The sequence below is a fragment of the Streptomyces sp. NPDC000134 genome (assembly GCF_042899225.1).
GTDB lineage: Bacteria > Actinomycetota > Actinomycetes > Streptomycetales > Streptomycetaceae > Streptomyces.
Genome location: NZ_JBIAZN010000015.1, coordinates 20,135 through 45,753, shown reverse-complemented (window position 1 = coordinate 45,753; position 25,619 = coordinate 20,135). Strand labels below are relative to the sequence as shown.

Below are 25,619 nucleotides of genomic sequence, written 5' to 3'. Positions count from 1 at the left end.
CACCCGCCGCCGGGGATCAGACCTGGGTGGCGAAGCGTTCCCAGACCCGGTGCGCGCCGAGCAGCCGCGTGACCTGCTCCAGCGCGGCGGTGCCGGAGTCGGCCACGATCACGCCCGGCGCGTCCGCGGGCACCCCGGCCGCCTGGAGCGCGGCGTCGCCGCCCGCCCAGACGCCGATGGCCTTGCCGTGCCGGAACGTCTCCGACAGCAGCAGCGCCACCCTCGGGTCGGTGACCGCGGGAGCGGCGGGCACCGGGTCGGACTTGGCGTCCCGCGCGGTGTACGCGTCGCTGCCCACCCCGGGCACCCCGGCCAGCAGTACGGCGTCGAACTCCACGGACCGCGCGGTCACGAAGGTCCGCTGCACGGTCAGCGCACCGTCGCCCAGCGTGCCGCCGGTCGGCGCCACCACCAGCGGCACCATCCCGGCGTTCAGCACCGCCTCGCGCACGGCGGCCACCCCGTCCAGGTCGTCGCCGCCGGTGACGATGCCGATCATCCGGCCCTCGGTCGGCCAGGTCCCGCCCACCTGCGACAGCGCCGGGCTGGGCTCGACGTCGGCGAGCGGCACGGTCGGCGCCGGCGCCGGCAGGCCGAGGCCCAGGGCGACCTGCTCGCACAGCTCGGGGTCGATGTTGGCCAGCACCTGGAGCGTGCGCTCCTTGACGGCCTGCTCGTAGCACTTGCCCAGCTCGAAGGTGTACGCGCCGATGATGTGTTCCTTCTCCACCGGGCTCATGCTCAGCCAGAACCGGCGCGGCTGGCTGAAGTGGTCCGCGAACGACTCGGGCGCCTCGCGCACCTTGCGGCCCTCCGGCACCCGCACCGGGGCCTCGACGAACGCCCCGGCGTCCGCCCCGGCCGTGAACGGGCAGCCGCCGTCCAGGGAGTTGGGCCGGTAGGGCGCCACGCCCCGGTGGACGGCCGTCTGGTGCATGCCGTCGCGCTGCATGTCGTTGACCGGCGCCTGCGGCCGGTTGATCGGCAACTGCGGGAAGTTGGGGCCGCCCAGCCGGGTGATCTGGGTGTCCAGGTAGGAGAACAGCCGCCCGGCCAGCAACGGGTCGTCGGTGACGTCGATGCCCGGCACCAGATGGCCGACGTGGAAGGCGACCTGCTCGGTCTCGGCGAAGAAGTTGGACGGGTTGCGGTTCAGGGTGAGCAGCCCGACCGGCTGCACCGGCGCGAGTTCCTCGGGGACCAGGTTGGTCGGGTCCAGCAGGTCGATGCCCTCGAAGGTCTGGTCCGGGGTGTCGGGGAAGGTCTGGATGCCCAGCTCCCACTGCGGGTACGCGCCGGCCTCGATGGCGTCGGCGAGGTCCCGGCGGTGGAAGTCCGGGTCGACACCGTTGATGAGCTGCGCCTCGTCCCACACCAGGGAGTGCACGCCCAGCTTGGGCTTCCAGTGGAACTTCACCAGCGTGGTCTCACCGGCGGCGTTGACCAGCCGGAAGGTGTGGACGCCGAAGCCCTCCATCATCCGGTAGGAGCGCGGGATGCCCCGGTCGCCCATGAAGAAGATGGTGTGGTGGGTCGCCTCGGTGTGCAGCGACACGAAGTCCCAGAAGGTGTCGTGGGCGCTCTGCGCCTGCGGGATCTCCCGGTCCGGGTGCGGCTTGGCCGCGTGGACGACGTCCGGGAACTTGATGGCGTCCTGGATGAAGAAGACCGGGATGTTGTTGCCGACCAGGTCGAAGACGCCCTCACTGGTGTAGAACTTCGTCGCGAAGCCCCGGGTGTCGCGCACGGTGTCGGACGAGCCGCGCGAGCCCACCACCGTGGAGAACCGCGTGAACACCGGCGTCTCCACGTCCTCCGCGAGGAACGCCGCCTTGGTCACCGAGGCCGCGGTGCCGTAGCTCTGGAACACGCCGTGCGCGCCGGCGCCCCGGGCGTGCACCACCCGCTCCGGGATGCGCTCGTGGTCGAAGTGCATGATCTTCTCGCGCAGGTGGTGGTCCTGGAGCAGTACGGGCCCGCGCGGACCGGCCTTGAGCGAGTGGTCGGTGTCCGGGACCCGCGTGCCCTGCGCGGTCGTCAGATACGCCCCGGACTGGGCCAGCCTCGCCTGGTCGGCCCCGGTCGGCTGCCCGGTCGGCGACACGGTGGCCGGGCCGCTCTGGTCGGGCTTGGGCGGCAGCGGCTCGCGGGGGGCGGTGGGCTCGGCGAGCGACGGCGACTCGGGGGCGGGCTTGCCGGGGACGCCGTCCTCCGGTCCGCTGTCGACGCCCAGGGCTTCACTGACCTTGTGGGCGGCCCGCTTGAGAGGGTTGGCCTCGCTCATATGTCTCTTTCCTCCGATTTGGTCCGGTCGGTGGCGGTCTTCGCGACCGGAGTCACGAGTCCCGACGGCCGTGCGGGTACCCCCGGTCGCCGGAACCAGCGGTACCGGATGCGACGACATCCCGGGAAAGGACGACAGGTCGTACGGTCCCCCCGTCGAGACCGCCGCCGCCCCGGGCACCCAGGGCGTCACCGGCGGCCCGCGGGTACGGCGACCTCCTCACGGCGGCTCCCGGCTCGGCCGATCCCTTCCCGCCCCAGCCTCCCCACCCGGCCCCGGACCCGCGACCGGACGCGGGCGCCCGGGGGACGGGCGGGACGGCGGTCCGGCCTCGTGCGTCACCCGTACCGGGCCGAAGGAGACCCGGGTACACCCGCCGGCGCCCACACCACCTCGATGCCGTCCGGGCCGGGAACGACCCGCGTGACGGCGTCCGCGAGCGGACCGGGGCCCGGCGCGGCGGCGAGGAGGGCCAGACAGGCGTGCACCGACGTGCCCTCCGCCCGGCCGGTGAGCCGGGGCAGCCCGGCCCAGCGGGTGTACGCGGTGCCCTGCGGAGCGCGCACCGTCCGGGCCTCCCCGTCCCAGTTGTGCAGCGGGTGCAGCGCCGAGACCAGGTCCTCCTCGGGGCCGGTCGCCCAGCCCGTGTGGGTGATCCGCGCCCCCGGCGGCGCCCCGACGACCCGGTGCACCCGCAGCTCGTACGGGCCGCGCGCCACCGTCACGCTCTCCACCCGCAGCCCCGGCACCATCGGCGGCCCGCCGGTGAACACGGGCCGGTGCCAGGACGCCGCCCAGCCCCACCCGTCGCCGTGCCCCGCGCCCAGCGGACGGGTCCGGCGCCGCGCACTGGGCCGGCCGGCCACCTCCACCGACAGATGGTTGTCCGCGTGGTTCCCGGGCGCGGTCGGGCCGGTCCGGGTGGAGTACGCCTGCCGCCCGTAGTGCGGGTCGTCCTCGGCGGCCGTCTCGCCCTCGTGCGGCCGGACGTGGTCGCTGCCGTGGTTGTGCAGCCGTACGATCCCGTCCTGGCGGGTGGACTGCGCCAGCAGTCCCGGTGCGGGCAGGGCCAGCACCCGGTCGCCCCGCTCCACCGGGGCGGGCTCCTCCGCGGCCGTCCACAGCGGGTGCCCGGCCGGGGCGAGCAGCGAGACGAACGCCTTCGACGCCCAGTAGGGCGAGGCGGGCCCCGAGTAGCGCTGCAGGGTGGCCTCGTGCGGCCCGTGCCAGCCCAGGCTCAGCAGCCCGTCGCCGGTGAGCGCCCCGCGGTCCAGGAAGTACCGCAGGCTGCCGCTGATCAGCCGCCGGGAGGCGCCCGGCGTCAGCGGGGTGTGCCCGGTCAGCGCGCCGAGCCCGACGGCCGCCGACGCGGCGAAGCGGTACGTCAGCGACCGGCCGAAGTGCACCGGCGCCCCGTCGGCGCCGAACAGCGCGGCGTACCCGGCGAGATGGGCGCGCAGCCGCTCGCCGTACCGACCGGCCGCCTCCGGATCACCGGCGAGGTGGGCGTCCAGCACCGGGTACAGGTGCAGTGCCCAGCCGTTGTAGTGGTCGAAGGCCCGGCCGTCGCCGTCGGCGTACCAGCCCTCGCCCCGGTACCAGCCCGCCAGCAGCTCCGCCGCCCGCCGCCGGGCCGCCGCCGTCTCGGCGTCCCCGCGGCCGACCGACTCCAGGAACCCGGCGACGGTGTACGGGAACAGGTACCAGTTGTTCGGCGCGGGCGTGTGCCGCAGCGCCCCGCGCAGCCACTCCTCCGCCCGGTCCTGGACACCGGCGTCGAGGTGCTGCCACAGCCAGGGCGCGGTCAGCCGCAGGCCGAGGGCGACGGACGCGGACTCGACCATCGGCTGGCCCCGCACGTCGTGGTCGAGGATCGGCGGCCAGGACTCGGTGTCGTCGCGGCCCGGGGTGCGGGTACCGGCGGCCAGGCCGTCCGCGTACCGCTCCAGCCGGTGGTGGGGATCGTCGCCGCCGGCGCCCGCGACGCGGAAGGCGGCGGCGAGGAAGGTCCGGGCGTAGCCCTCCAGCCCGTCGGAGCGCACGCCCGAGCCGGACGGCCGTCCGGGCAGGTCGAGCAGGGCGCCGCCCGGGGTCGCCCAGCGCCACGCGGCGGCCAGCAGCCCGTCGGCCACCGCCTCCCAGTGGGCCCGGGTGTACCCGGTGCGGGGGCTCAGGGTCCGGTCCTCGGCGGGCAGTTCGAACGGGATGCTCATGCCAGGAAGGCCAGCCTTTCACGGCGTACGGGATGCAGGAAGCCGGCGCCCGACGCCCAGCGGGCGGTCTCGGCGAGGGCGGTGTCGGCCAGGCGGCGCCACTCGTTGCCCAGCGAACCGGCGAGGTGCGGGGTGATCAGCGCGTCGTCGCAGTCCCACAGCGGGTGGTCCGGCGGCAGCGGCTCGGGGTCGGTCACGTCCAGGACGGCCCGCACCCGGCCCGCCAGGACGGCGTCGGTCAGCGCGTCCTGGTCGACGACCGCGCCGCGCGAGGTGTTGATGAGCACCGCCCCCTCCGGCATCGCGTCGATCAGCTCGCGGCCGACCAGACCCCGGGTGGCGGGCAGCAGCGGGGTGTGCACGCTGACGGTGTCGCAGCGCGCGAACAGCTCCGCCAACTCCACCCGCCGCACCCCCAGTCCGGCCGCCTCCGCGGCGGAGAGGTACGGGTCGTGCAGCAGCACGTCCAGGTCGTGCGGGCGCAGCAGTTCGACGACCCGGCGGCCGATCAGCGAGGCCGACAGGATGCCGACCCGGCGGCGGTGGTTGCCGACCGTGCGCGGGGTGCGCAGCCAGTCGCCCCGGCGGCGGTCCGCCCGGTAGGCGCGGGCCTGTTCCAGCACCCGCTTGCCGGTGAGCAGGATCATCGCGAGGGTGTACTCGGCCACCGGCACCGCGTTGGCGGCGGCGGCGGAGGACACCTCGATCCCGCGCTCCCAGCAGGCGTCGGTGACAAGCCCCCGGACGCTGCCCGCGGTGTGCACCACCGCCCGCAGTCCCGGCGCCGCCCGCAGCACCTCCGCGTCCAGCGGCGGGCAGCCCCAGCCGGTGACCAGCAGGTCGACGCCGGCCAGTACCGAACGGGCCCGGGGCGTGGACAGGTCGTCCAGGGCCGGGAGCGGCGCGAGGTCGCAGAGCGTGCGCAGGGTGCGCAGGGACTCGGCGCCGAGGACGGCGTCGGCGGCGTCGGGGGACATGGCCACGGCGGCACGGGGCCGGAATCCGGGACCGGGGGCGTGCTGGGTCACTTGACGGCTCCGGTGGTCGGTCCGCTGCGCCGGAAACGCCGGAACAGCACCTGCCGCGCGATGAACTCCATGGCGGTCTCACGGGTACGACAGCGGTGTCGGCCGGGCATGGCGCCTCCGCGGCTCCTGCGTGCCGCCGTCCACGGCACGACTCTTCGGGACACGGAAATCCTCGACGCCCACGGGTAAGCGGTCAATAGATCGATCAGAGGAATGAAACGATCAAACGCTCATCCAGTGGGGCGGTCCGTGGAGCCCCGCACGATCAGCTTCGGCAGCAGCTCCACCCGCCGCACCGGACGGCTCCCCGGCGGTTCGGCCAGCCGCCGCAGCAGCAGCTCCGCGGCCACCCGGCCGACCTCGGCCTTCGGCGGCGCCACGGCCGTCAGCGGCGGCGTCCCCAGCCCGGCCACCACGTCGTCGTAGGCCACCACCGAGCAGTCCGCCGGCACCCGCACCCCCTCCTCGGCCAGTTGCTGCACGATCACCAGCGCGTCCACGTCGCCGTGCAGCACCACCGCGGTGGCGCCCACCTCGCGCAGCACCGCCGGCAGACCGGCCGTCTCCCGCGCCGGGTACGGCCCGTCCGCCCCGGCCTCCGGTGCGCTCAGCGCCCACGCCCACCGCTCCACCAGCGGATGCGCCCCCGCGATGTCGGTGAACGCGGCCCGCAGCGAGCGCGCGGTCGGACTGTCGTGCCGGGTCGCGAACACGATCCGCCGGTGCCCGAGCCCCACCAGGTGCCGCACGGCCAGATGCGCCCCGTACCAGTGGTCCGAGCAGACCGAGTCCAGCGCGTACGGGGCGCTGCCGCGCCACGGCCGGCGCTCCATCAGCACCGTCGGCACGTCCACCGCCGCCAGCCACGCGTGGTCGGCCTCCTCGTCGGCGCGGGCCCGCCACCGCGGCGCGAGCAGCAGCCCGCGCGCCCCGTCCGCCAGCGCCCGCTCCACCAGCGGCCGTTCGGCGCCCGCCACCTGCGGCGCGAGATGCAGGGCGAGCCGCAGCCCGGCCTCCTCCAGCACCGTGCGGGCCCCGTGCAGCGCCTCGGTCAGATACGCGTGCCGCACCGGCACCACCACCGCCACCTGGTCCCCGCCCGTCACCGGACCGGCGGGCGGCTCCTCGGCGGGCAGCGTCGACCGGACCACCCCGTGCCCGCGCCGCAGCCTGCCCTCCCGGGTCAGCGCCTCCACGTCCCGGCGCACCGTCACCACCGAGACCTGCAACTCCTCGGCGAGGTCCCGCACCCGCGCGGCCCCGCGCGCCCGCACCGCCGCCAGGATGCGCTGCCGCCTGACCTCGACCGGCTCCCGCACAGGGCCTCCCCACCCGAGAATGTTCGTTTGAGCGTTTCCCGGTCATCCTAGCGATCGCCCGGGGGAGGGGCCGGGGACCGGTCAGGGCCCGGGATCGGCCAGCAGCGGACCCAGCGGGCCGAGATCGAGGTTGAGGTCGGAGCGGCTCAGCCCGTGCCGCGCGCACAGCTCGTCCATCCGCTCGTCCAGCAGCATCAGCGCGGTGCCGAGCCGGTCCTCCTGCTCCGCGCTCAGCGTCCCCTCGTCGAACCGCCGCACCGCCTGCCGCTCCATCAGTTGCCGCAGCAGCTCCACCACGGTCAGCACCAGGGCGGCCAGGTCGTCGCCGACCCGGTCGGGGTCCAGGTCCAGGGTGCGGTCGCGGGGCGCGCTCACAGCGGCCCGCTGTCCGGCCAGGGGGAGGGCACCCGCTCGTTCACCGACGACAGCAGCGCGCGCAGCGAGAGGCGCACCAGCGGTACGTCGGCGACGGCCAGCACCAGGTCCCCGCTGACCACGACCCCGGTGGCCAGCACCCGGTCCAGCAGGTCCACCAGCGGCACCCCGAGCGGCGCGTACTGCTCGCCGCCCTCCCACGGCACCCGGGGCCGGCCGGGCTCACGGACGTCCGGGACGGTCATGTCCGCACCGCCTCCCGCTCCGCCGCCGGGTCGCTCTCCTCGTCCCACCGGGCGAAGGAGTACGGGACCCAGGGCCCCGACGCGTCGACCTCGACGCCCGGCGGGCCGCCGGCGCCGGTGAGCCGGGCCAGCGCCGCGGTGAAGTCAGCGCGCCGGGCGTCGTCCACCAGGTAGGCGGCGTTGAGCAACTGGGGCGCGCGGCGGCCGGTCAGCCGCTCGTTCTGCGGCCGGTGCCGGGTCGCGGCGACGGCGTACCGGCGCAGTTCCGCGTCGACGGCCCCGGCCCCGGCGGCCGCCCTGTCCTGCCCGTCCCGCCGGACCCGGCGGCGCGCGCTGGCCCGGCTGAGGTAGGCCCGCCCGGCGGCGGGGGAGTCACCGGCCCCGGGCGGCCCGGCGGCCTCGGCGGCGGGGGGCGGGGCGGCGTGCACCTTCACCGCCCACTCCGTACGGCCCGCCAGCCTGTCGAGCAGCGCGCCGAACACCGCCGCCCGGGAGGCCACGGCCCGCACGGCGCCGCGGTCGGTGCGGTAGAGCGTGGCCATGGGCAGCGGCACGACCGGGCCGGTGCCGGCGGCGGCCTCGACGCCCCGGTGATGGGCGCGGGCGCATCGCTCCAGGTCCTCGGGCCGGTTCAGGCGCTCGGTGAGGGCCGCCCCGTCGAACGACGCGGCGGGCACGTCCTGCACCACCAGACCGAGGCCGCCCGCGCCGAGCGCCCGCAGCGGACCGCCCTCCTCGTGGCCGCGCGCCGCGGCCAGCGCCCCGGCGGGCGGGGGCGTACGGGTGACGGCGAAGGCACAGACGACGGAACCGGACGCGCCGCTCACCGGACCTCCTCGAACTCGTCGGTCTCGTCGATCTCGTCGCCGGCGGTCTCCTCCAGGGCTTCCAGGCGGGCCCGCAGCCGCGCGTTCTCCTCGGCGAGCGCGTCCCGCGCGGCCCGCGAGGACAGCGCCGGGTCCGTCTCCCACCAGTCGATGCCGGCCTTCTTCGCGGTGTCCACCGAGGCGATGAACAGCCGCAGCCGGATGGTCAGCAGCTCGATGTCCAGCAGATCGATCTTGATGTCGCCCGCGATGACGATGCCCTTGTCCAGCACCCGTTCCAGCAGGTCGGCGAGGTTCCCGGTGACGGGCGCGTACGGCTGGGCCGGCGCGTCGGCGTACCAGGGGTCGACGTCGGTCACGGCGTACCTCCGGGAGAGTCAGCGCCGGCGGCGGGCGGGCGGGGGAGCGGGCTCGTCGTCCTCGTCGCCGGACGCGTAGTCACCGCCCTCGTCCTCGCCGTACTCGGCGCCCTCGTCCTCGTCGGTCTCGGCGTCCTCGTCGTCGTACTCCCCGTCCTCGTCGTCATAGGTCTCTTCGTCGTCCCCGTCGTCGTACTCGTCCCGGTCCCCGTCCTCTTCCTCGCCCCCGTCCCACTCGTCGGTGGCGTTCTCCTCCTCTTCCAGCGCCTCCTCGTGGGTGCGGACGACCTCGCCGTCGCGGATCTCGCCGCGCCAGCCCTCCGCCTCCTCGTCCGGGTGCAGCGTGACCTGCCGGGCGAAGTGCTTCAGGTCGAGCCGCATCCGGCGCCCCTGGGCGCGCCAGAGGTTGCCGGTCTTCTCGAAGAAACCCGCCGGGTAGTACTCCACGACCAGCACGATCCGGGTCAGGGACGGCGCCAGCGCGTGGAAGGTGACCGCGCCGGTCGTGCTGCCCTTGGCGCCCTCCGAGGTCCACACGATCCGGTCGTCGGGGACCTGCTCGCGGACCGTCGCCTTCCAACTGCGGGAGGAGGGACCGACCTTGACGTTCCACTCGGACTCCGTGTCGCCCTTCTTGTTGACGCCGCGGACGCCCTTGGTGAAGCCGCTGAAGTCCTCCAGGCGGGTCCACCGGTCGTAGGCGGTGCGCAGCGGCACGGGGACGTCGACGGTCTCCAGGATGTGCGTCGCCTTCACCCCGCCCCCGGAACCGCCCCCGGAGCCGCCACCCGAACCGCCGCCGGAGCCACCCCCCGAACCGCCGCCGGAACCGCCCCCGGAGCCGCCGCCCCCGCCGGCGGCGAGGTCGGTCAGCCGGCCCGTGAGTCCCTTGACCCGCTCGCCGGCCCGCCCGGCCAGGGCGGTGCCCTGGGCGGAGAGGTAGCCGCCGAGGGCGTCCTTGAGGTCGTCCAGTGCCCGGGTGGCCATCATGCCCTCCCACCCGCCCTGGCCTGCCGGCGCGCCGACACGGCGGCCTTCTTGACGGCCTTGCCGGCCGGGCGCTTCCTGGCGGCGGCCCGCTCGGCCGCCTTGCGCGGCGGCACCGGCTCGGGCGGGCCGTCGGAGCCGCCGGCCTCGGGCCCGTCGTCGTACCGGCCGTCGTCCTCGGCGTCCCCCTCCTGGCGGTCCGGGGTGCCGCCGAGCGCGTCGGTGCGGTCGCGCAGCGCGTCGGCGAGGCGGGTCAGCCGGCGGTCGGCGGCGGCGCCGACGGCCTGCCGCCCGGCGGTGAGCAGCTCGCCGCGCACCTGGTCCGTCAGCTCCTGGAGCTGGGGCACCCCTTGGAGCCGGCCCAGCCCCTGGCCGAGCATCTGGCCGGGGGTGAGGCCGAACCGCCGCCCCGCGAGGTACGTGCCGACCGCGAGGGCCAGCCGCGCCTTCCGGGAGCGGCCGAGCAGATATCCGCCGGCCATGGCCGCCGCCAGCGCCGCCTTGTTGTCGCTCATACGTGCCTTCCCTGCGATCGTTCGGTGGTCGTGGAGTGCCGGGTCCGGCGTTCGAGGAGGGTGAGCAGGCGCTCCTCCTCCCGTTCGAAGGCGGCCTCGTCGATCTCGCCCGCGTCCAGGGCGTGGTCGAGCGCGGCCAGTCGCGCCTGCACGGCACGCGGGTCCCGGGTCTGCCGGCGGGCCTCGGCGAACAGGTGGTCGGCGACCCAGAGGGTGCCGCGCATCGGCGCCAGGGGCAGCAGCAACAGGCCGCTGACGAGTCCCACCGCCGTCACCGCCCCGGGGCGGGCGCGGGACGCGCGTCGACGAAGCTGTAGCAGGGCAGCGGCCCGGTCACGCCGAGCGCCAGCCTGTCCCCGTACTCGCGGGCCCGCGCGGCCACTTCCCGCCGGAACCGCCGCTCGTCGGCGGCGCGCAGCAGGAACGAGGTGCTGAGCACCCGCTCGTCGTCCAGCGGCCCCTCGGCGGTGCGCACGGCGAGCGGGGTGAGCCGGGCGAGGATCTCCCGAGCCGCGCGCCGGGCCTCGCGGCGCACCCCCCGGGCGAGCGCCTCGCCGAGCCGCACCTGGGCCTCGTAGCCGGGCCGGCGCCGGGTCCGCAGGGCGAGCGCCCGCAGGCCCTCGTCCCGGCGGACCACCTCGGCGAGGCAGCCGGCCACCACCGTGCCCTTGACGTTCAGCTCGACACAGCCCGTGATCCCGTCCAGTTGCCGCCGCAAGTGGGCCTCGTCGGCGCGGAGCTGGGCGCGCAGGGCGTCCGGTTCGGGGGTGAGCACGGCGAACCGCATGGGCAGTACGGGCCCCTGCGCCGCCAGCTCCTCCAGCACCGCCTGATGGGCCATCAGGTCGCGCCGCCGGGCCCGGGGCCGTGCCGGGGCCGGCGAGACGGCCGCGCACAGCCCGGCCTCGGTGAGCAGCCCGACCGGGGCGCCGTCCACGCCGGGGCCGCGCGGGACGCTCACACCGGCGGGGGCGATGCCGTAGACGTACAGGGTGCCGAGGGCGTCGGCGGGGGGCGCGGTGGTGCTCACGGTCATTCCTCGGGCTCCGGGCGTCGGCGGGGGCGGGGACGCGGGCGGTCGGCGGGGGCGGCGCGCCGGGCCGTGCCGCGCACCCGGGCGGGGGCGGGGGCGGGGGCGGTCCGGCGGGGCACGGGCGCCTCGGCCGCCTCCTCGGCGAGGTCGTCGGGGGCGGCGGCCTCCTCGGGCGCGAGTATGTTCCGCACCTTGTCGCCCAGCGAGCGCGTCGTCCGCTTCACGCCCGCCTTGCCGGCCGCCTTGGCCATCGGCGCGCCGAACAGCTCGGGAACCGTCTTGGACCGCACGTCGTGCTCCAGGTCCAGCCGGTTGCACGCCTCCGCGAACCGCAGATACGTGTCGACGCTCGCCACCACGATCCGGACGTCCACCTTGAGGATCTCGATGCCGACGAGCGAGACGCGCACGAAGACGTCGATTACCATGCCGCGGTCGAGGATGAGTTCCAGTACGTCGTAGAGGGTGCCGGCGCGCGGCGCGCACACGACCTCGTCGTCGTAGGTGATCATGCGACGGTCCTTCCGGGAGCGGGCCTCGGCGGGCCCGTCACTGGTCCTGGGCACCACGCCGGTAGCGGGCGATCCGCCGGTACTGGAGCAGCTCGCCCGCCGGGTCCAGTTCGACCCGGTAGGTGGCCAGGAGGCTGGTGGTGTCGGGGATGCGCGCGAGTTCCAGCACGTCGATGTCGACGGTCCAGCCGTCCTCCTCGTTGCGGCAGACCGCGGAGACGCCCTCCAGGCGGTGCCGGACGAGTTCGGCCAGCCCGTCGGTGGCGCGCCGGGCGGCCTCGGCGGCACCGCGCGCCCCGGACCGGGACGTGCCGGACCGCCGCACGGTGGGGGTCGTGGTGCCGCGCCTGCGCGCGCCGGGTTCTGTCATGCGTCCCACTCTGACCGCGCCGCCCGGCCGGCGCGTGCGCTGTTACCCCATACGGGCGCCGGGGGCGGTCACCGGCGCCGGGCGTGCGGGAAGAGGTGCGGCTCGGGGGCGGCGTCCGGGCGGGCGGGCGTGGACAGCGTCTCCTCGCGGGCCGCCACCTCGGACCCGGCGTCCTCGGCCACGGCCGTCAGCCCCCGGCGTCGAAGCCGGTCACCCGGACCGGCTGCCCCATGAAGACACCGTCGGCGCCCTGCACGTCCAGCGGCACGGTGGCCGGCGCCAGGTACCCGCCCGGCCGCGGGACGCCCGCGAGGCGCCGCGGCACGGCGGACCGCTCGGCGCGGGTCGTCCGGAGCAGCGAGAAGTACCCGCGGACCGCGTCGAAGGACTCCGCCTCCAGCGGCAGTTCGCGGATGCCGGCGCACCGGAAGGAGGCGGCGGGCACCTGCCGCGCCGCCAGGGCCGTCATCACGGGGGACACGTCCACGCCCCGCCCATCGTGTCCCGCCCGCGCCAGGGTCTCCGCCGTGGGCCGTCCCGTCCCGCTGCCCACCTCCAGCGCCGAGCTGCCGGGCGCGAGCCGGCCGAGCAGCCACTCCAGGGAGCGCCGGTGCGCCCCCGACCCGGCGAACGCCTGCTCGTAGGCGGCGCCCAGCGCGTCGGACACGGCCGCCGCGGACCTCCCCGGCCGCTGCCCCTCGGTCACGGTCGGCATCTTCGCGCTGGTCGGTGCGCAGGCACCGTGCCACCGGGCCGGGCGGCGGCAAGGGCGCCCCGGCCGTCCGGCGTTCACCGCCCGGTGTCGTCCGGTGCCGTCCCCGGCTCCGCCATCCTGCGGTGCATGGCCGACTTCACCCCGTCGGACAGCAGCCGGTCGGCCACCCCCTGCGCCTTGGTCTTCGCCGAACCGGTGACCACCTTGGTGCGGCCCTTCATGACCGCCTCGAACGCCTGCCGGGCGACGTCGGCCGGATCGTCCTTGGCCATGGTGCCCATCCGGGTGTCCTCCATCCCGGCCCGCCGGAAGAAGTCGGTGTCCGTGGGTCCGGGCATGAAGGAGGTGACGGTGACGCCGGTGTCCCCGACCTCCTCCGCCAGCCCCTGCGCGAAGGACTGGACGAAGGACTTCGAGGCGTTGTACACCGACTGGAAGGAGCCCGGCATCATCGACGCGAGGGACGAGGTGAACACCATCCGTCCCGCGCCGCGCGCCACCATCTGCCGCAGCAGCGGCTTGGCCAGTTGCACGGTCGACGTCACGTTCAGGTCGATGACGGACCGGTCGTCGGCCGGGTCGGTGTCCACGAAGGCCCCGCCCCGCCCCACTCCGGCGTTCAGCGCCGCCACGTCCACGGTCAGCCCGGTGGTGGCGGCGACCAGCCGGTCCACGCCCGCGGGCTCGCGCAGGTCGGCGCGTACCGTCCGGACCCGGGCGCCCGTCTGCCGCAAGCGCTCGGCGGCGTGCTCCAGCCGGTCGTCCTCGGCGCAGATCAGCAGGTCGTGACCGTGCTCGGCGAACTGGCGGGCGAGTTCGTACCCGATGCCACCGGATGCCCCGGTCACCAGTGCGAGCGGCCTGTCGGTCTCCATGGAGGTCTCCACAACGTCTTCGCGATCACCAGGAACGACCCCACTCGGCCGGGGTCGGCCGCACGGAGGCGACCGGGCCCGGGTTCCCCGGTCGCGCCGGTCAAACGACGGCGGCCGGATCGCCCGGTGCGCGGGGCCGGACCCCGTCGAGCGCCAGGTCGACCAGGCCCGCCACCAGCGGTCCGTCCAGCGGGGCGCCGCTGAGCAGCACCCGGACGAACAGCGGCCCGCTCACCGCCTCGATCAGCAGACCGGGATCGGCGTCCGGGGCCAGCTCGCCCCGGTCCACACCCCGCCGGACCATCGCGCCGGCCCGGGTCAGCCGGTCGCTCCAGTAGGGCAGCCGCCGGTCGTCCAGGGTGCCGTCCCGCTCCACGCTCAGCCGCAGCAGGGCCTGCCCCTGGGCGGTGCCGAGCAACTGGGCCAGCGAGGTGAAGAAGCGCAGCAGGTCCTCGCGGACCCGTCCGGTGTCGGGGATCGGCAGGGCCGCGTCCAGTTGGGTGGTCAGCGCGTCGAGGATCAGGTTCTCGCGGGTCTTCCAGCGGCGGTAGACCGAGGTCTCGTGCACGCCGGCCGACCGGGCGACCGCCGCCACGGTGGTGCCCGCCAGCCCCTCCCGGGACAGCAGCTCCACCACGGCGGCGAGCACGGCCCCCCGCATCCGCTCCCCGCGCCGCCGCAGCGGCGGCGCGGGAGAGGGGGAAGGAGTGCGGGAAGGAGTCGTCGGGCCGGTCATCGGCCCAGCCTAAAGCAGGCCGGCCTGCGTCAGGTGTACGGTTAACGCAAGTCGACCTGCGATAGAGCGCGAGGGGCGCCCGGGGTCGCCGCACCGAGGAGGTCCTGTCATGGCGCGGATGCTCGCCGCCCGTCTGCACGTACCGAGCCGCACCCTGAAGCTGGAGGAGGTGCCCCGCCCGCAGCCGGGTCCCGGCGAGGTGCTGGTCAAGGTCGAGGCGGCCGGGGTCTGCCTCTCCGACGTCCACCTCATCGACGGCACCCTCACCCCGCTCTACCTCCAGGGCGACACCGTCACCCTCGGCCACGAGGTGTCCGGCACGATCGCCGGGACCGGCGAGGGCGTCACCGCCTGGACGCCGGGGCAGCGCGTGGTCCTGCACGCCGGCGAGAAGCGCGACGGCGTCACCTACACCCGGGGCGTCGACTACGACGGCGGCTGGGCCGAGTACGCCCTGTCCGCCGCCGACGCCCTGACCCTGCTGCCCGACGCGATCCCCTTCGACCAGGGCGCGATCATCCCCGACGCGGTCTCCACGCCGTGGGGCGCGATCACCGAGACCGGCGCGGTCCGGCCCGCCGAGGCGGTCGGCGTCTGGGGCGTCGGCGGACTCGGCGTGCACGCCGTGCAGTTGCTCCGCGCCGCCGGGGCCTGCCCGGTCATCGCCGTCGACCCCAACCCGGTCGCCCGGGAGCGCGCCCTCGCCGCCGGCGCCGACCTCGCCCTCGACTCCGCCGACCCCAATCTGCGCCAGGCCGTCGGCGCGGCGACCGGCGGGGGCGGGATCGCCGCCGCCTTCGACTTCGCGGGCGTGCCGGCGGTGCGCGAGCAGGCCGTCTCCGTCCTCGCGCCGCAGGGCCGGCTGGTCCTGGTGGGGCTGACCGATCAGCCCCTCACGGTCACCGACGGCACCCGCTTCAGCTATCTCCAGCAGCGCATCCTCGGCCACTACGGCTCCGACATGCCGGTGGCGCTGCCGCAGTTGCTGCGGCTGATCGACCACGGGCGGCTGGACTTCTCCGGTTCCATCAGCGGCGTACTGCCGCTGGCCGAGGCCGCCGAGGCGGTCGCCCGCCTGGAGAAGAAGGAGGGCAACCCCATCCGGCTGATCCTGCGCCCGTGAGGCGGGGGACCGCCGGGTCCCCGGGACGGCCGGACGCCGCGGTCCCCGGTTCCGCAGGGAGCCGGGGCCGCCGCCATGTCGAAAACCGGCGTCGAACGCGCCAACCGCCGTCGGAAGGTGGCGTGTTCAAATGTTGCCCCTTTGTTTCGCAGGGCGCAGCCTGTGGTCTGGGAGCGCTCCCAACACGCTCTCACTCCCTTCTGTCCGTCCCCCACCCGAAAGAAGGAGACCATGGCCTCGGCTTGTCATGATTACGTCAACCCCTCGACCGGTGTCAGCAAAAGGCGCCGCGTGCTCACCCTCGGCCTGAGCGCGTTCGCCGCCGCCACACTCGCCCTGATCCCCTGGAGCGGCACCGCCGTGGCGCACGGCTCCGTCGTCGACCCGGCCTCGCGCAACTACGGCTGCTGGCTGCGCTGGGGCAGCGACTTCCAGAACCCGGCGATGGCCCAGCAGGACCCGATGTGCTGGCAGGCGTGGCAGAGCAACCCCAACGCGATGTGGAACTGGAACGGCCTGTACCGCAACGGCTCGGCGGGCAACTTCCAGGCCGTCGTGCCCAACGGGCAGCTCTGCAGCGGTGGCCGTACGGAGAGCGGCCGCTACAACTCGCTGGACGCCGTGGGCGCCTGGAAGACCACGGACATCGGCGCCAACTTCACCGTCAAGCTGTACGACCAGGCCAGCCACGGCGCGGACTACTTCCGGGTCTACGTCACCCGGCAGGGCTTCGACCCCACCACCCAGCCGCTGACCTGGAACGACCTCCAACTGGTCGCCACCACGGGCCGTTACGCGCCCAGCCAGAACTACGAGATCCCGGTCAGCACCTCGGGCTACAGCGGCCGGCACGTGGTCTACACGATCTGGCAGGCGTCGCACATGGACCAGACGTACTTCCTGTGCAGTGACGTGAACTTCCGCTGACCCGGCCGGTCGGCCAACCCCCCCTCCGCCCCCGCCGGACGCGCCGCGCGCCCGGCGGGGCCGTGGCCTCAGTCGTCGAGGGCGTCCAGTACGTCGCCCAGGTCGACGTACTTGAAGTTGGTGACGGCCGGGTCGCCGTCGCCGGGGGCGTCGTGCCCGTCCTGCACCACGAGCAGGCCGTGCGGGTAGCGGGAGCCCAGCGGCTGGTTGAGGGCCGCCGCCCCGTCGCACTCCTCGGAGCCGTCCAGCGCGGCCGAGGCGGGGGTGACCCGGAAGCCGCCCTCGTACTCGTTGGCGTCACCGGTCTCGCGGTCGTACGCGGCGAAGGTGTCGTCGCCCTGGCTGGAGGCGAGCAGGTAGCCGTCGCCGTCCTTCTCCTGGACCAGCGTCAGGCCCTCGACGTCGGCGGTCAGCCGGGTGCCGCCGTAGCCGGGGTCGGCGCCCGCCACGCACTCCTCGGTGCTCTCGTCGTAGGTGCCCGGGACGCCGTACTCGCGCACCTTGTCCAGCAGCTTCGGCGCGCCGGTGAGGTCGGCGCGCAGCTTCCAGATGCCGACGTCCTCCTGGCCGGCGTACAGCACCCCGTTGTCCGGGTCGACGACCATGCCCTCGACCTGCGGCAGTTCGCCCGGCTCGGCGCAGGGCGACCAGGAGGTGCCGTCGGGAAGCCGGAAGGCGGACGGCAGGTCCAGGGTGCGGACCGTGCGGTAGCCGACGCGGCCCCGCGCGGTGGGGGTCAGTTCGAGCAGTGCGATCCGGGTGCGTTCGCGCTGGCTGACCAGGGCGTAGGAGCGTCCGGTGGACCGGTCGGTCAAGGTGGCCAGCCCGTACGCGGTGCGCTGCTCGTTGATCTCTTCCTGGCCGTCGGAGAAGACCGGGGCGGCGGCCGGGTCGGTGACGTCGGTCAGGGGGCGGTCCGGCCGCGTGGGGTCGATGCGGTAGACGCGCAGGCGGTCGTTGCCCCGGTCGGTGGTGACCGCGAGGTCGGCCCGGCCCGTGCTCAGCTTCAGGCCGTGCACCAGGTCGACGTTGTTGAACCGGCCGGGCGCGTCGTCGGCCCCCGGTCCGGGCGGGGCCGGCACCGACTGCACCAGCCGGGCGTCCAGGTCGTAGACCCGCAGTCCGGCCTCCTTCGCGGTGGCGACGACCAGGCTGCGGTCCGGGTCGGCCGGGTTGCGCCAGATCGCGGGGTCGTCGGCGTCGGCGTTGCCGCCGGCCTCGTCGTCCCGCAGCGGCGGCGTCTCGGCGCGGGGATGCACGGCGGGCAGCGTGCCCCCGCCGGCCAGGGCCGGGCCGGCCGGGAGGACGGCGACGGCCGCGGTGAGGGTGCAGACGGCCAGGCGCCTGAGGGAGTGTCGGGTCACGCCGGGTACTCCTGAAGTCGGTGACATGACAAAAAAGTTACGCCGTTGATCTTCGTGGCGCAGTGGGTCGCCCGGACGCCTTCCGGGTGACGGGAGGGCGTCCGGCGGGGGAACGGGACGTGCGTGGTCGTGCGGGCGTGGGGTGCGCGGTCGTACGGGCGTGACGTGTGCGGTCGTACGGCCCTGGGGTGTGCGGTCGTGCGGGCGGGGCGGTCCGGGGCGCCGGGGCGCGGCGGGCCGGTCGCTCGGGCGTCTATACGATGGCGCTTCGGGAAACGGACGGCGGCGGAGGGAGCCAGGTCGTGGCGGATCACCCGCGTCCCCGGCGGCGGGGACAGGGCGAACTGGAGGCGCTGGTGCTGTCGGCGCTGCGCACGGCGGACGGCCCGGCGACGGCCGGCTGGGTGCAGGAGCACCTCGGCGGCGACCTCGCCTACACCACGGTGATCACGATCCTGACCCGGCTGCTGGACAAGGGCGCGGTCACCCGGGAGCGGGCCGGCCGGTCCTTCGTGTGGACGCCCGCCGCGGACCAGGCGGGCCTGGCCGCCCGCAAGATGCGCAAGGTCCTGGACGCCGAGAGCGACCGCGAGGCCGTGCTCGCCAGCTTCGTCACCGGCCTCGAACCGGACGACGAGCGGCTGCTGCGCGAACTGCTCGGCCACACCGCCGCCGACGGGGACGAGGAAGACTGACGCCGCATGGGGGTCTTCGTCTTCCTCCCGCTGGTCCTGCCGCTGACGGCATGGCCCGTCGCCCGCCTCGCCGAGCAGCACCTGCACCCCCGCACCGCGACCCGGCTGCTCACCGGCGTGGCCGCCGTGATGGCCCTGTGCAGCACGGTGTGCCTGGCCCTGGCGATGGTGGTCGGCACCGCCCAACTGCCCGGCAACCCGCTGCCCGACGGCTGGTCGGACCCGGAGGTGCGGGCCGCCGTGCCCTACGACGAGGTGGTCGGCAAGGCCGCGATCCCGGCGCTGTGCGCGGTCGTCACGGCCTGCGCCCGCGCGCTGTGGCGGCACGGCCGGGTACGCCGCCGCGCCCACCGCGCGCTGGCCGGACTGCCCGGCACCTCGGTGGCCGTGCTGCCCGACGCGGTGCCGTACGCCTACGCGCTGCCCGGCGGCGGCCGGCGGGACCGCGTCGTGGTGACGACCGCGCTGCTGGCGTGCCTCGCACCCGCCGAGCGCCGGGCGCTGTTCGCCCACGAGCGCGCCCACCTCGCCGCCCGGCACCACCGGTTCCTGCTCACCGTCCGGCTCGCCGCGCTGGCCAACCCGTTCCTCCGGCCGCTGCGCACGGCGGTGTCGTACACGGCGGAGCGGTGGGCCGACGAGGCGGCGGCGGGCGTGGTCGGCAGCCGCCGTACGGTGGCCACCGCCATCGGCAGGGCGGCCCTCGTCTCCCGGGGCACCCCGGTCGCCACCCTGGCCGGCCTCGCCGCCCCGGGCCCGGTCCCGCGCCGGGTGGCGGCCCTGCTCGGCCCGGCCCCGGCGGCGCGCCGCCGCCCGCCCGTGTTCACCTCGGTGGGCCTGGCGGCGTGGGGCGCGGCCGTCGGCACCGCGGTGTCGGTGATGTCGTCCGCGAACTCGGCGGTCACGATGTTCCTGATCCTGAAGGCCGCGACACCGCTCTGACCCGGGCGGGCGCCCGCCGGCCCGGCCGGCCCGGCGGCCCTCGCGATGACTTGCCGCCCGGCGTCCGGTGGACGGTCGGTGCACTGGCCTTCGCGGCACCGTGCGGCCCGGCGCCCGCCGACCCGGCCGACCCCGGTGGCCGAGCGGTGAGCCGGCCCGTGCGGCCCGGCGCCTGTCGGCCCGGTCGGCCCCGGTGGTCGAGCGGTGAACCGGCCCTCGCGGCGGCCTGCCGCCCCGGCGTCCGGTGGACGGTCGGTGCAGGCCCTTGCGGCTGCCCGGCGCCCGGTGGACTGCCGGTGCAGCGGCCCCGCGACAACTCGGTGTCCGTGAGCGACGGTGTACGGCTACGGTGGCGTGCCGTCGTACCCGCCGCCGCAGGAACGGACCGCCATGCCGCAGCCCTGGATCACCCGCCCCGAGACACCCGCCGACGTCCCCGCGATCCGGGAGGTGCTCCGCGCCGCGTTCCCGACGGCCCTGGAGGCCGACCTCGTGGACGCGCTGCGCGCCGACCCGGCGGCGTGGATCGAGGGCCTGTCCCTGGTCGCCGCGGACGGCACGGGGAGCCCGGTCGCCCAGGCCCTGCTGACGCGCTGCCACATCGGCGAGTCCCCGGCGCTCTGCCTGGGGCCGTGCGCGGTCCGGCCCGAGCGGCAGCGCACCGGCGCCGGCTCGGCGGTCGTACGGGCGGCGCTGGACGCGGCCCGGCGGCGGGGCGAGCACCATGTCGTCGTCCTCGGGCACCCCGCGTACTACCCGCGCTTCGGCTTCGGCCGTGCCTCCGCGCACGGCATCGGGGTCGCCTTCGACGTGCCGGACGAGGCGCTGATGGCCCTCAGCCTGGACCCCGCCCGCCCGCTGCCCGCGGGCACCGTGCGCTACGCCGCGCCGTTCGGGGTCTGACCCCCGGGACGCGGAAAGAGGACGGGCCGCCGGGCGGTCCGTCCTCTTTCCCGGTCATCCGGTCAGCCGGTCATCCGGTCCCGGTCATCCGGTCACCCGGTGGGTCCTGGTCAGCCGACGGGGGCCGCCGGGCCCTTGTCGGTCGGCGCCGCGGACGCCGCGCCGGCCTCCTCGGCCAGCCGCTCCAAGCCGCTGGTGGTCTTCAGCGGCTTCTCCTTGATGAAGACCACGGCGACCAGCGCCAGCAGCGCGAACGGCGTGGCGATCAGGAACAGGTCGGCGGTGGCGACCCCGTAGGCGTGCTCGACGATCTCCCGCATCGGGGCGGGCAGCGTGCTCATGTCCGGGACGCTGCCCTCGCCGCCGCCCGAACCGCCCGCGGCGGCACCGGCGACGCCCGCCTTCTCCAGGCCCTTGGTCATCTCGTCGGCGACCCGGTTGGCGAGGATCGCGCCGAGGACGGACGTACCGATGGTGCCGCCCATGCTGCGGAAGAAGGACAGCACCGAGGTGGCGGCGCCCAGCTCGGCGGCGGGGACGTCGTTCTGCGCGGCGAGCACCAGGTTCTGCATCAGCATGCCGACACCGATGCCGAGCACGGCCATGTAGAGGCTGAGCAGCCCGAAGTGGGTGTCGGCGCCGATCAGGGAGAGCAGCGCCAGGCCGGCCGTCATGATGACGGCGCCCGCCACCAGGTACACCTTCCACTTGCCGGTCCGGCTGATGATCTGGCCGGCGATCGTGGAGGACACCAGCAGGCCGAGGATCATCGGCAGGGACATCAGGCCCGCCATGGTCGGCGACTTGCCCAGCGAGACCTGGAAGTACTGCGAGAGGAAGACGGTCCCGCCGAACATGGCGACACCGACCAGCAGGCTGGCGACCGTGGTCAGGGTGACCGTGCGGTTCTTGAAGATGTCCAGCGGGATGACCGGCTCGTCGGTGCGGGCCTCGACGAACACCGCGAGGACCAGCAGCACGACGCCGCCGATGGTGAGCGCGGCGGTCTGCCAGGACGCCCAGTCGAAGCGGTTGCCCGCGAGCGACACCCAGATGAGCAGCGCGCAGACACCGGCGACGATGAGGAAGGCACCGAGCCAGTCGATCTTCACCTGGCGCTTGACGGTGGGCAGCTTCAGCGTGCGCTGCAACAGGAGGATGGCGAGCAGCGCGAACGGCACGCCGATGAAGAAGCACCAGCGCCAGCCCAGCCAGTCGGTGTCCACCAGCACGCCGCCGATGAGCGGTCCGGCCACGGTGCCGACGGCGAAGACGGCGCCGAAGATGCCGGAGTACTTGCCCAGTTCCCGGGGCGGGATCACGGCGGCCATCACGACCTGCGCGAGCGCGGTCAGGCCGCCCGCGCCGATGCCCTGCACGACCCGGCTGAAGATCAGCAGCGTGGTCTCGTGGGAGAAGCCCGCCAGCAGCGAGCCGACCACGAACATGCCCAGCGAGAGCTGGAGCAGCAGCTTCTTGTTGAACAGGTCCGACAGCTTGCCCCACAGCGGCACCGTCGCGGTCATCGCCAGGAGTTCGGCGGTGACGACCCAGGTGTACGAGGACTGGCTGGCGCCGAGGTCGGCGATGATCGTGGGCAGCGCGTTGGACACCACGGTGCCCGCGAGGATGGCGACGAACATGCCGGCCATCAGCCCCGACATCGCCTGGAGTATCTGCTTCTGGGTCATGGAACTGGGCGGCGCGCCGGCGGGCGCCTGGGGTGCGGTCACGACATCTCTTTCGACGGTGGTGATCGGTGCTCCGCGCGGACCGTGCGGGCACCTCGCGGGGTGCCCCGGCCGCGCGGGGCGGACAGTGGGCGGCCGGTGACCCGGCCGGGTGCGGGGCGGCGGATTACGCGGGTGGCGCCGGGAGTCCGGCGGCGAGGTGGGCGAACACCTCCTGGAACACGTCGCGGAAGGCGCGTTCCTCCGGGCGGGCGCACCAGTGGTCGACGCTGACCCGGACGGCGGTGACCGCCACCGCGGCCAGCAGCCTCGGGTAGAGGTCGAGCGCCTTGCGGCGTTCGCAGTCGGCGCCGGGCGGTGCCGCCGGTGCGCCGGCCTCGGGACCGGGGCCGGAGCGGAGCCGCTCGGCGACGGCCTCGGCCAGTTCGGTCTCGTCGGCCAGGTGGGCGCTGAGGCTGCGGACCATCAGGTGGGGCGCGGCGCGCAGCACCTCGCCGTGCAACCGCCACAGCTCGTGCTGCTCCTCGGCCTCGGCCAGCTCCGCGGCCATGGCGTCGCGCAGCGCCTGGAGCGGGGGCAGCGCGGCCGGCGCGTCCAGCAGGGACCGGCGCACCCGGGCCCCGGTCTCGGCGTCGGTGAGGACGAACACGTCGTCGCGCGTGTCGAAGTAGTTGAAGAACGTCCGGACGGAGACGCCGGCCGCCGCGCTGATCGCCTCCACGGTGACCTTCTCCGCCCCGTGCTCGGCGGCCAGGCGCACCGCGGCCTCGGTGAGAGCGGCACGCGTCGCACGCTTCTTCCGCTCCCGCAGGCCGCCCCCCGAGGCGCTCTTCTCCGACATAACTTGCATGCTATGCAAAGATGCACGCTCTGCAAAATTACCCCTGGCGGGCCTCCTTCTCCCGGCGGCCCCCGTGGGGCGTGCGCGCGGGGCGTGCGGCGGGGACGCGGGGGTAGCCGACCGCCGGGACGGCCGCCGTCGGAGTCGGCGCCGAGGGCGGCCGTACCGTACCCCCTGTGTCCCGGGACGTGACCCGAACGGCCCTGTCGGGTACCCGGCCGCCGCACCGAGGGTGGTGGGATGAGCGGGGCGGCACGACACCGCGCACCGGACCCCGCACCACCCCGGCCCGACCGCTGCCCGACAGGGAAAGGAACCCCGATGTCCGATCCGCAGCAGGTGCCCGCCGTCCTCCCGGACGAGGAGCTGGCCGCCCTGGACGCCCACTGGCGCGCCGCGAACTACCTCGCCGTCGGCCAGATCTACCTGATGGCCAACCCGCTGCTCACCGAGCCGCTGCGCCCGGAGCACGTCAAGCCGCGGCTGCTCGGCCACTGGGGCACCTCACCCGGCCTCAACCTCGTCCACACCCACCTCAACCGGGTGATCCGCGCCCGCGGCCTGGACGCCCTGTGCATCTGGGGGCCGGGCCACGGCGGGCCCGCCGTGCTCGCCAACTCCTGGCTGGAGGGCACGTACACCGAGACCTATCCCGACATCACCCGGGACGCGGCCGGGATGGCCCGGCTGTTCAAGCAGTTCTCCTTCCCGGGCGGGGTGCCCAGCCATGTCGCGCCCGAGACGCCGGGCTCCATCCACGAGGGCGGTGAGCTGGGCTACTCCCTGTCGCACGCCTACGGTGCCGCCTTCGACCACCCGGACCTGGTGGTCGCCTGCGTGATCGGCGACGGCGAGGCGGAGACCGGCCCGCTGGCCGCGTCCTGGCACTCCAACAAGTTCCTCGACCCCGTCCACGACGGCGCCGTCCTGCCGATCCTCCACCTCAACGGCTACAAGATCGCCAACCCGACGGTCCTGGCCCGGCTCCCCGAGGACGAACTCGACGCCCTGCTGCGCGGCTACGGCCACGACCCGATCCACGTCACCGGCGACGAGCCCGCCGCCGTGCACCGCGCGATGGCCCGCGCCATGGACACCGCCCTGGACCGCATCGCCGCCCTCCAGCGCGCCGCCCGCGAGGACGGCGCCACCGAACGCCCCCGCTGGCCGGTGATCGTGCTGCGCACCCCGAAGGGCTGGACCGGCCCCGCCGAGGTCGACGGCAAGCCCGTCGAGGGCACCTGGCGCGCCCACCAGGTCCCCCTGTCCACCGTCCGGGACAACCCCGGGCACCTGCGGCAACTGGAGGACTGGCTGCGCTCCTACCGTCCGGAGGAACTCTTCGACGAACACGGCGCCCCCCGCCCCGAGGTGCTCACCTGCGTCCCGTCCGGCGCCCGCCGCCTCGGCGCCACCCCGTACGCCAACGGCGGCCTGCTGCTGCGCGAACTGCCCCTGCCGCCGCTGGAGAAGTACGCCGTCGCCGTCGACAAGCCGGGCACCCGGATGCACGAACCCACCCGGGTCCTCGGCGACGTACTGCGCGACGTCATGGCCGCCACCGCCGACCGGCGCGACTTCCGCCTCGTCGGCCCCGACGAGACCGCCTCCAACCGCCTCCAGGCCGTCTACGCCGCCAGCGGCAAGGCGTGGCAGGCGGACACGCTCCCCGTCGACGAGGACCTCGACCCGCACGGCCGGGTGATGGAGATCCTCTCCGAACACACCTGCCAGGGCTGGCTGGAGGGCTACCTCCTCACCGGCCGGCACGGACTGTTCTCCTGCTACGAGGCGTTCGTCCACATCGTCGACTCCATGGTCAACCAGCACATCAAATGGCTGCGGGTGACCCGCAAGCTGCCCTGGCGGGCCCCCATCGCCTCCCTCAACTACCTGCTCACCTCGCACGTGTGGCGCCAGGACCACAACGGCTTCTCCCACCAGGACCCCGGCTTCGTCGACCACATCCTCAACAAGAGCCCCGAGGCCGTCCGGGTCTATCTGCCGCCGGACGCCAACACCCTGCTCTCCGTCGCCGACCACGCCCTGCGCAGCCGCGACTACGTCAACGTCGTCGTCGCCGGGAAACAGCCCTGCTTCGACTGGCTGACCATGGAACAGGCCCGTGCGCACTGCGCACGCGGCGCCGGGATCTGGGACTGGGCCGGCACCGAGGACGGCACCCGCGACCCCGACGTGGTCCTCGCCTGCGCGGGCGACGTGCCCACCCAGGAGATCCTGGCCGCCGCCCAACTGCTGCGCCGCCACCTTCCCGAACTCGCCGTCCGCGTGGTCAACGTCGTCGACATCGCCCGGCTGCTGCCCAGCGGCGAACACCCGCACGGGATGAGCGACTTCGAGTACGACGGCCTGTTCACCGCCGACAAGCCGGTCATCTTCGCCTACCACGGCTACCCGTGGCTGATCCACCGGCTGGCCTACCGGCGCGACGGCCACCGGAACCTGCATGTGCGCGGCTACAAGGAGATCGGCACCACCACCACCCCGTTCGACATGGTCGTCGGCAACGACATGGACCGCTACCGCCTGGTCATGGACGTCATCGACCGCGTCCCCGGCCTCGCCGTCCGGGCCGCCGCCGTCCGCCAGCGCATGGAGGACGCCCGGCTGCGCCACCACGACCACATCCGCGAGTACGGCGTCGACCTGCCCGAGGTCGCCGACTGGTCCTGGGACGGCTGAGCGGCCCCGTACGACGACGCGCGAAGGGAACCACCGC

Annotated in this window: 24 protein-coding genes and 2 pseudogenes; 6 read left to right on the top strand and 20 right to left on the bottom strand. The window is 75.1% G+C overall.

The window, feature by feature from the left end:
- Positions 1-16: 16 nt before the first annotated feature.
- From ACFY32_RS22590 to ACFY32_RS22510, 17 genes and pseudogenes are all read right to left on the bottom strand, one after another.
- Positions 17-2,284, bottom strand: coding sequence for a catalase (locus ACFY32_RS22590; RefSeq protein WP_359203395.1), 2,268 nt, complete (start codon positions 2,282-2,284; stop codon positions 17-19).
- A 333-nt stretch (positions 2,285-2,617) separates the two neighbouring features.
- A pseudogene (locus tag ACFY32_RS22585) lies at positions 2,618-4,497 on the bottom strand (DUF2264 domain-containing protein); the annotation flags it as partial.
- Entirely contained in the window at positions 4,494-5,525 is a 1,032-nt protein-coding gene (locus tag ACFY32_RS22580; RefSeq protein WP_390675085.1) for a hydroxyacid dehydrogenase, read from the bottom strand. The pseudogene ACFY32_RS22585 and the gene ACFY32_RS22580, both read right to left, overlap by 4 nt.
- 230 nt (positions 5,526-5,755) lie before the next feature.
- On the bottom strand, positions 5,756-6,844 hold the full coding sequence (locus ACFY32_RS22575; protein ID WP_390675084.1) for a substrate-binding domain-containing protein: 1,089 nt from the start codon (positions 6,842-6,844) through the stop codon (positions 5,756-5,758).
- A gap of 81 nt (positions 6,845-6,925) precedes the next feature.
- On the bottom strand, positions 6,926-7,219 hold the full coding sequence (locus ACFY32_RS22570; RefSeq protein ID WP_359203383.1) for a gas vesicle protein K: 294 nt from the start codon (positions 7,217-7,219) through the stop codon (positions 6,926-6,928).
- Positions 7,216-7,464: a gas vesicle protein gene (locus ACFY32_RS22565; protein WP_359203380.1), complete on the bottom strand. Its 249-nt coding sequence runs from the start codon at positions 7,462-7,464 to the stop codon at positions 7,216-7,218. Before ACFY32_RS22565 ends, ACFY32_RS22570 begins: the two co-directional genes overlap by 4 nt.
- Positions 7,461-8,291 (bottom strand): GvpL/GvpF family gas vesicle protein, encoded by an 831-nt coding sequence (locus tag ACFY32_RS22560; protein ID WP_359203378.1) that lies wholly within the window; start codon positions 8,289-8,291, stop codon positions 7,461-7,463. Before ACFY32_RS22560 ends, ACFY32_RS22565 begins: the two co-directional genes overlap by 4 nt.
- Positions 8,288-8,650: a gas vesicle protein gene (locus ACFY32_RS22555; protein ID WP_359203375.1), complete on the bottom strand. Its 363-nt coding sequence runs from the start codon at positions 8,648-8,650 to the stop codon at positions 8,288-8,290. Before ACFY32_RS22555 ends, ACFY32_RS22560 begins: the two co-directional genes overlap by 4 nt.
- An 18-nt stretch (positions 8,651-8,668) precedes the next feature.
- Entirely contained in the window at positions 8,669-9,637 is a 969-nt protein-coding gene (locus ACFY32_RS22550; RefSeq protein ID WP_390675083.1) for an SRPBCC family protein, read from the bottom strand.
- The gene (locus ACFY32_RS22545; RefSeq protein ID WP_359203369.1) at positions 9,637-10,152 is read right to left on the bottom strand and encodes a hypothetical protein; all 516 of its coding nucleotides are present in this window, start codon (positions 10,150-10,152) and stop codon (positions 9,637-9,639) included. The genes ACFY32_RS22550 and ACFY32_RS22545 overlap by 1 nt, the downstream gene beginning before the upstream one ends.
- Positions 10,149-10,418, bottom strand: a complete 270-nt coding sequence (locus ACFY32_RS22540) for a gas vesicle protein GvpG (RefSeq protein WP_359203366.1) — start codon at positions 10,416-10,418, stop codon at positions 10,149-10,151. Before ACFY32_RS22540 ends, ACFY32_RS22545 begins: the two co-directional genes overlap by 4 nt.
- Positions 10,419-10,423: 5 nt before the next feature.
- Positions 10,424-11,188 carry a GvpL/GvpF family gas vesicle protein gene (locus ACFY32_RS22535; protein ID WP_359203363.1) on the bottom strand — a complete coding sequence of 255 codons (765 nt, stop codon included), beginning with the start codon at positions 11,186-11,188 and terminating at the stop codon, positions 10,424-10,426.
- Entirely contained in the window at positions 11,185-11,697 is a 513-nt protein-coding gene (locus tag ACFY32_RS22530; protein ID WP_390675082.1) for a gas vesicle structural protein GvpA, read from the bottom strand. Before ACFY32_RS22530 ends, ACFY32_RS22535 begins: the two co-directional genes overlap by 4 nt.
- 37 nt (positions 11,698-11,734) lie before the next feature.
- Positions 11,735-12,067: a gas vesicle protein gene (locus ACFY32_RS22525; RefSeq protein ID WP_359203357.1), complete on the bottom strand. Its 333-nt coding sequence runs from the start codon at positions 12,065-12,067 to the stop codon at positions 11,735-11,737.
- 68 nt (positions 12,068-12,135) lie between these two features.
- A pseudogene (locus tag ACFY32_RS22520) lies at positions 12,136-12,782 on the bottom strand (class I SAM-dependent methyltransferase).
- 74 nt (positions 12,783-12,856) lie between these two features.
- Positions 12,857-13,657 (bottom strand): SDR family NAD(P)-dependent oxidoreductase, encoded by an 801-nt coding sequence (locus ACFY32_RS22515; protein ID WP_390675081.1) that lies wholly within the window; start codon positions 13,655-13,657, stop codon positions 12,857-12,859.
- A 100-nt stretch (positions 13,658-13,757) separates the two neighbouring features.
- Positions 13,758-14,318, bottom strand: a complete 561-nt coding sequence (locus ACFY32_RS22510) for a TetR/AcrR family transcriptional regulator (protein ID WP_359203435.1) — start codon at positions 14,316-14,318, stop codon at positions 13,758-13,760.
- Between the two features lie 184 nt (positions 14,319-14,502).
- On the opposite strand from ACFY32_RS22510, the gene ACFY32_RS22505 reads away from it, so the two are divergent.
- Together ACFY32_RS22505 and ACFY32_RS22500 are read left to right on the top strand one after the other, a co-directional pair.
- Positions 14,503-15,516 (top strand): zinc-binding dehydrogenase, encoded by a 1,014-nt coding sequence (locus ACFY32_RS22505; RefSeq protein ID WP_390675080.1) that lies wholly within the window; start codon positions 14,503-14,505, stop codon positions 15,514-15,516.
- A gap of 231 nt (positions 15,517-15,747) precedes the next feature.
- Entirely contained in the window at positions 15,748-16,443 is a 696-nt protein-coding gene (locus ACFY32_RS22500; protein ID WP_390675079.1) for a lytic polysaccharide monooxygenase, read from the top strand.
- 68 nt (positions 16,444-16,511) lie between these two features.
- Here the strand turns inward: ACFY32_RS22500 and ACFY32_RS22495 are convergent, their stop codons facing one another.
- On the bottom strand, positions 16,512-17,834 hold the full coding sequence (locus ACFY32_RS22495) for a phytase (RefSeq protein ID WP_390675078.1): 1,323 nt from the start codon (positions 17,832-17,834) through the stop codon (positions 16,512-16,514).
- Positions 17,835-18,109: 275 nt separating this feature from the next.
- On the opposite strand from ACFY32_RS22495, the gene ACFY32_RS22490 reads away from it, so the two are divergent.
- The 3 genes from ACFY32_RS22490 to ACFY32_RS22480 all read left to right on the top strand — a co-directional run bounded on the left by ACFY32_RS22490 (position 18,110) and on the right by ACFY32_RS22480 (position 20,347).
- Positions 18,110-18,502: a BlaI/MecI/CopY family transcriptional regulator gene (locus tag ACFY32_RS22490; protein WP_359203343.1), complete on the top strand. Its 393-nt coding sequence runs from the start codon at positions 18,110-18,112 to the stop codon at positions 18,500-18,502.
- Positions 18,503-18,508: 6 nt separating this feature from the next.
- Positions 18,509-19,444, top strand: a complete 936-nt coding sequence (locus ACFY32_RS22485; RefSeq protein WP_359203340.1) for a M56 family metallopeptidase — start codon at positions 18,509-18,511, stop codon at positions 19,442-19,444.
- A 390-nt stretch (positions 19,445-19,834) separates the two neighbouring features.
- The gene (locus ACFY32_RS22480) at positions 19,835-20,347 is read left to right on the top strand and encodes a GNAT family N-acetyltransferase (RefSeq protein ID WP_390675077.1); all 513 of its coding nucleotides are present in this window, start codon (positions 19,835-19,837) and stop codon (positions 20,345-20,347) included.
- Positions 20,348-20,457: 110 nt separating this feature from the next.
- Here ACFY32_RS22480 and ACFY32_RS22475 read toward each other — a convergent pair whose 3' ends face one another.
- Positions 20,458-22,080, bottom strand: a complete 1,623-nt coding sequence (locus ACFY32_RS22475) for an MDR family MFS transporter (protein WP_359203334.1) — start codon at positions 22,078-22,080, stop codon at positions 20,458-20,460.
- A gap of 124 nt (positions 22,081-22,204) precedes the next feature.
- Positions 22,205-22,888 (bottom strand): TetR/AcrR family transcriptional regulator, encoded by a 684-nt coding sequence (locus ACFY32_RS22470; RefSeq protein WP_390675076.1) that lies wholly within the window; start codon positions 22,886-22,888, stop codon positions 22,205-22,207.
- A gap of 312 nt (positions 22,889-23,200) precedes the next feature.
- On the opposite strand from ACFY32_RS22470, the gene ACFY32_RS22465 reads away from it, so the two are divergent.
- On the top strand, positions 23,201-25,582 hold the full coding sequence (locus tag ACFY32_RS22465) for a phosphoketolase (RefSeq protein ID WP_390675075.1): 2,382 nt from the start codon (positions 23,201-23,203) through the stop codon (positions 25,580-25,582).
- Positions 25,583-25,619: the final 37 nt, after the last annotated feature.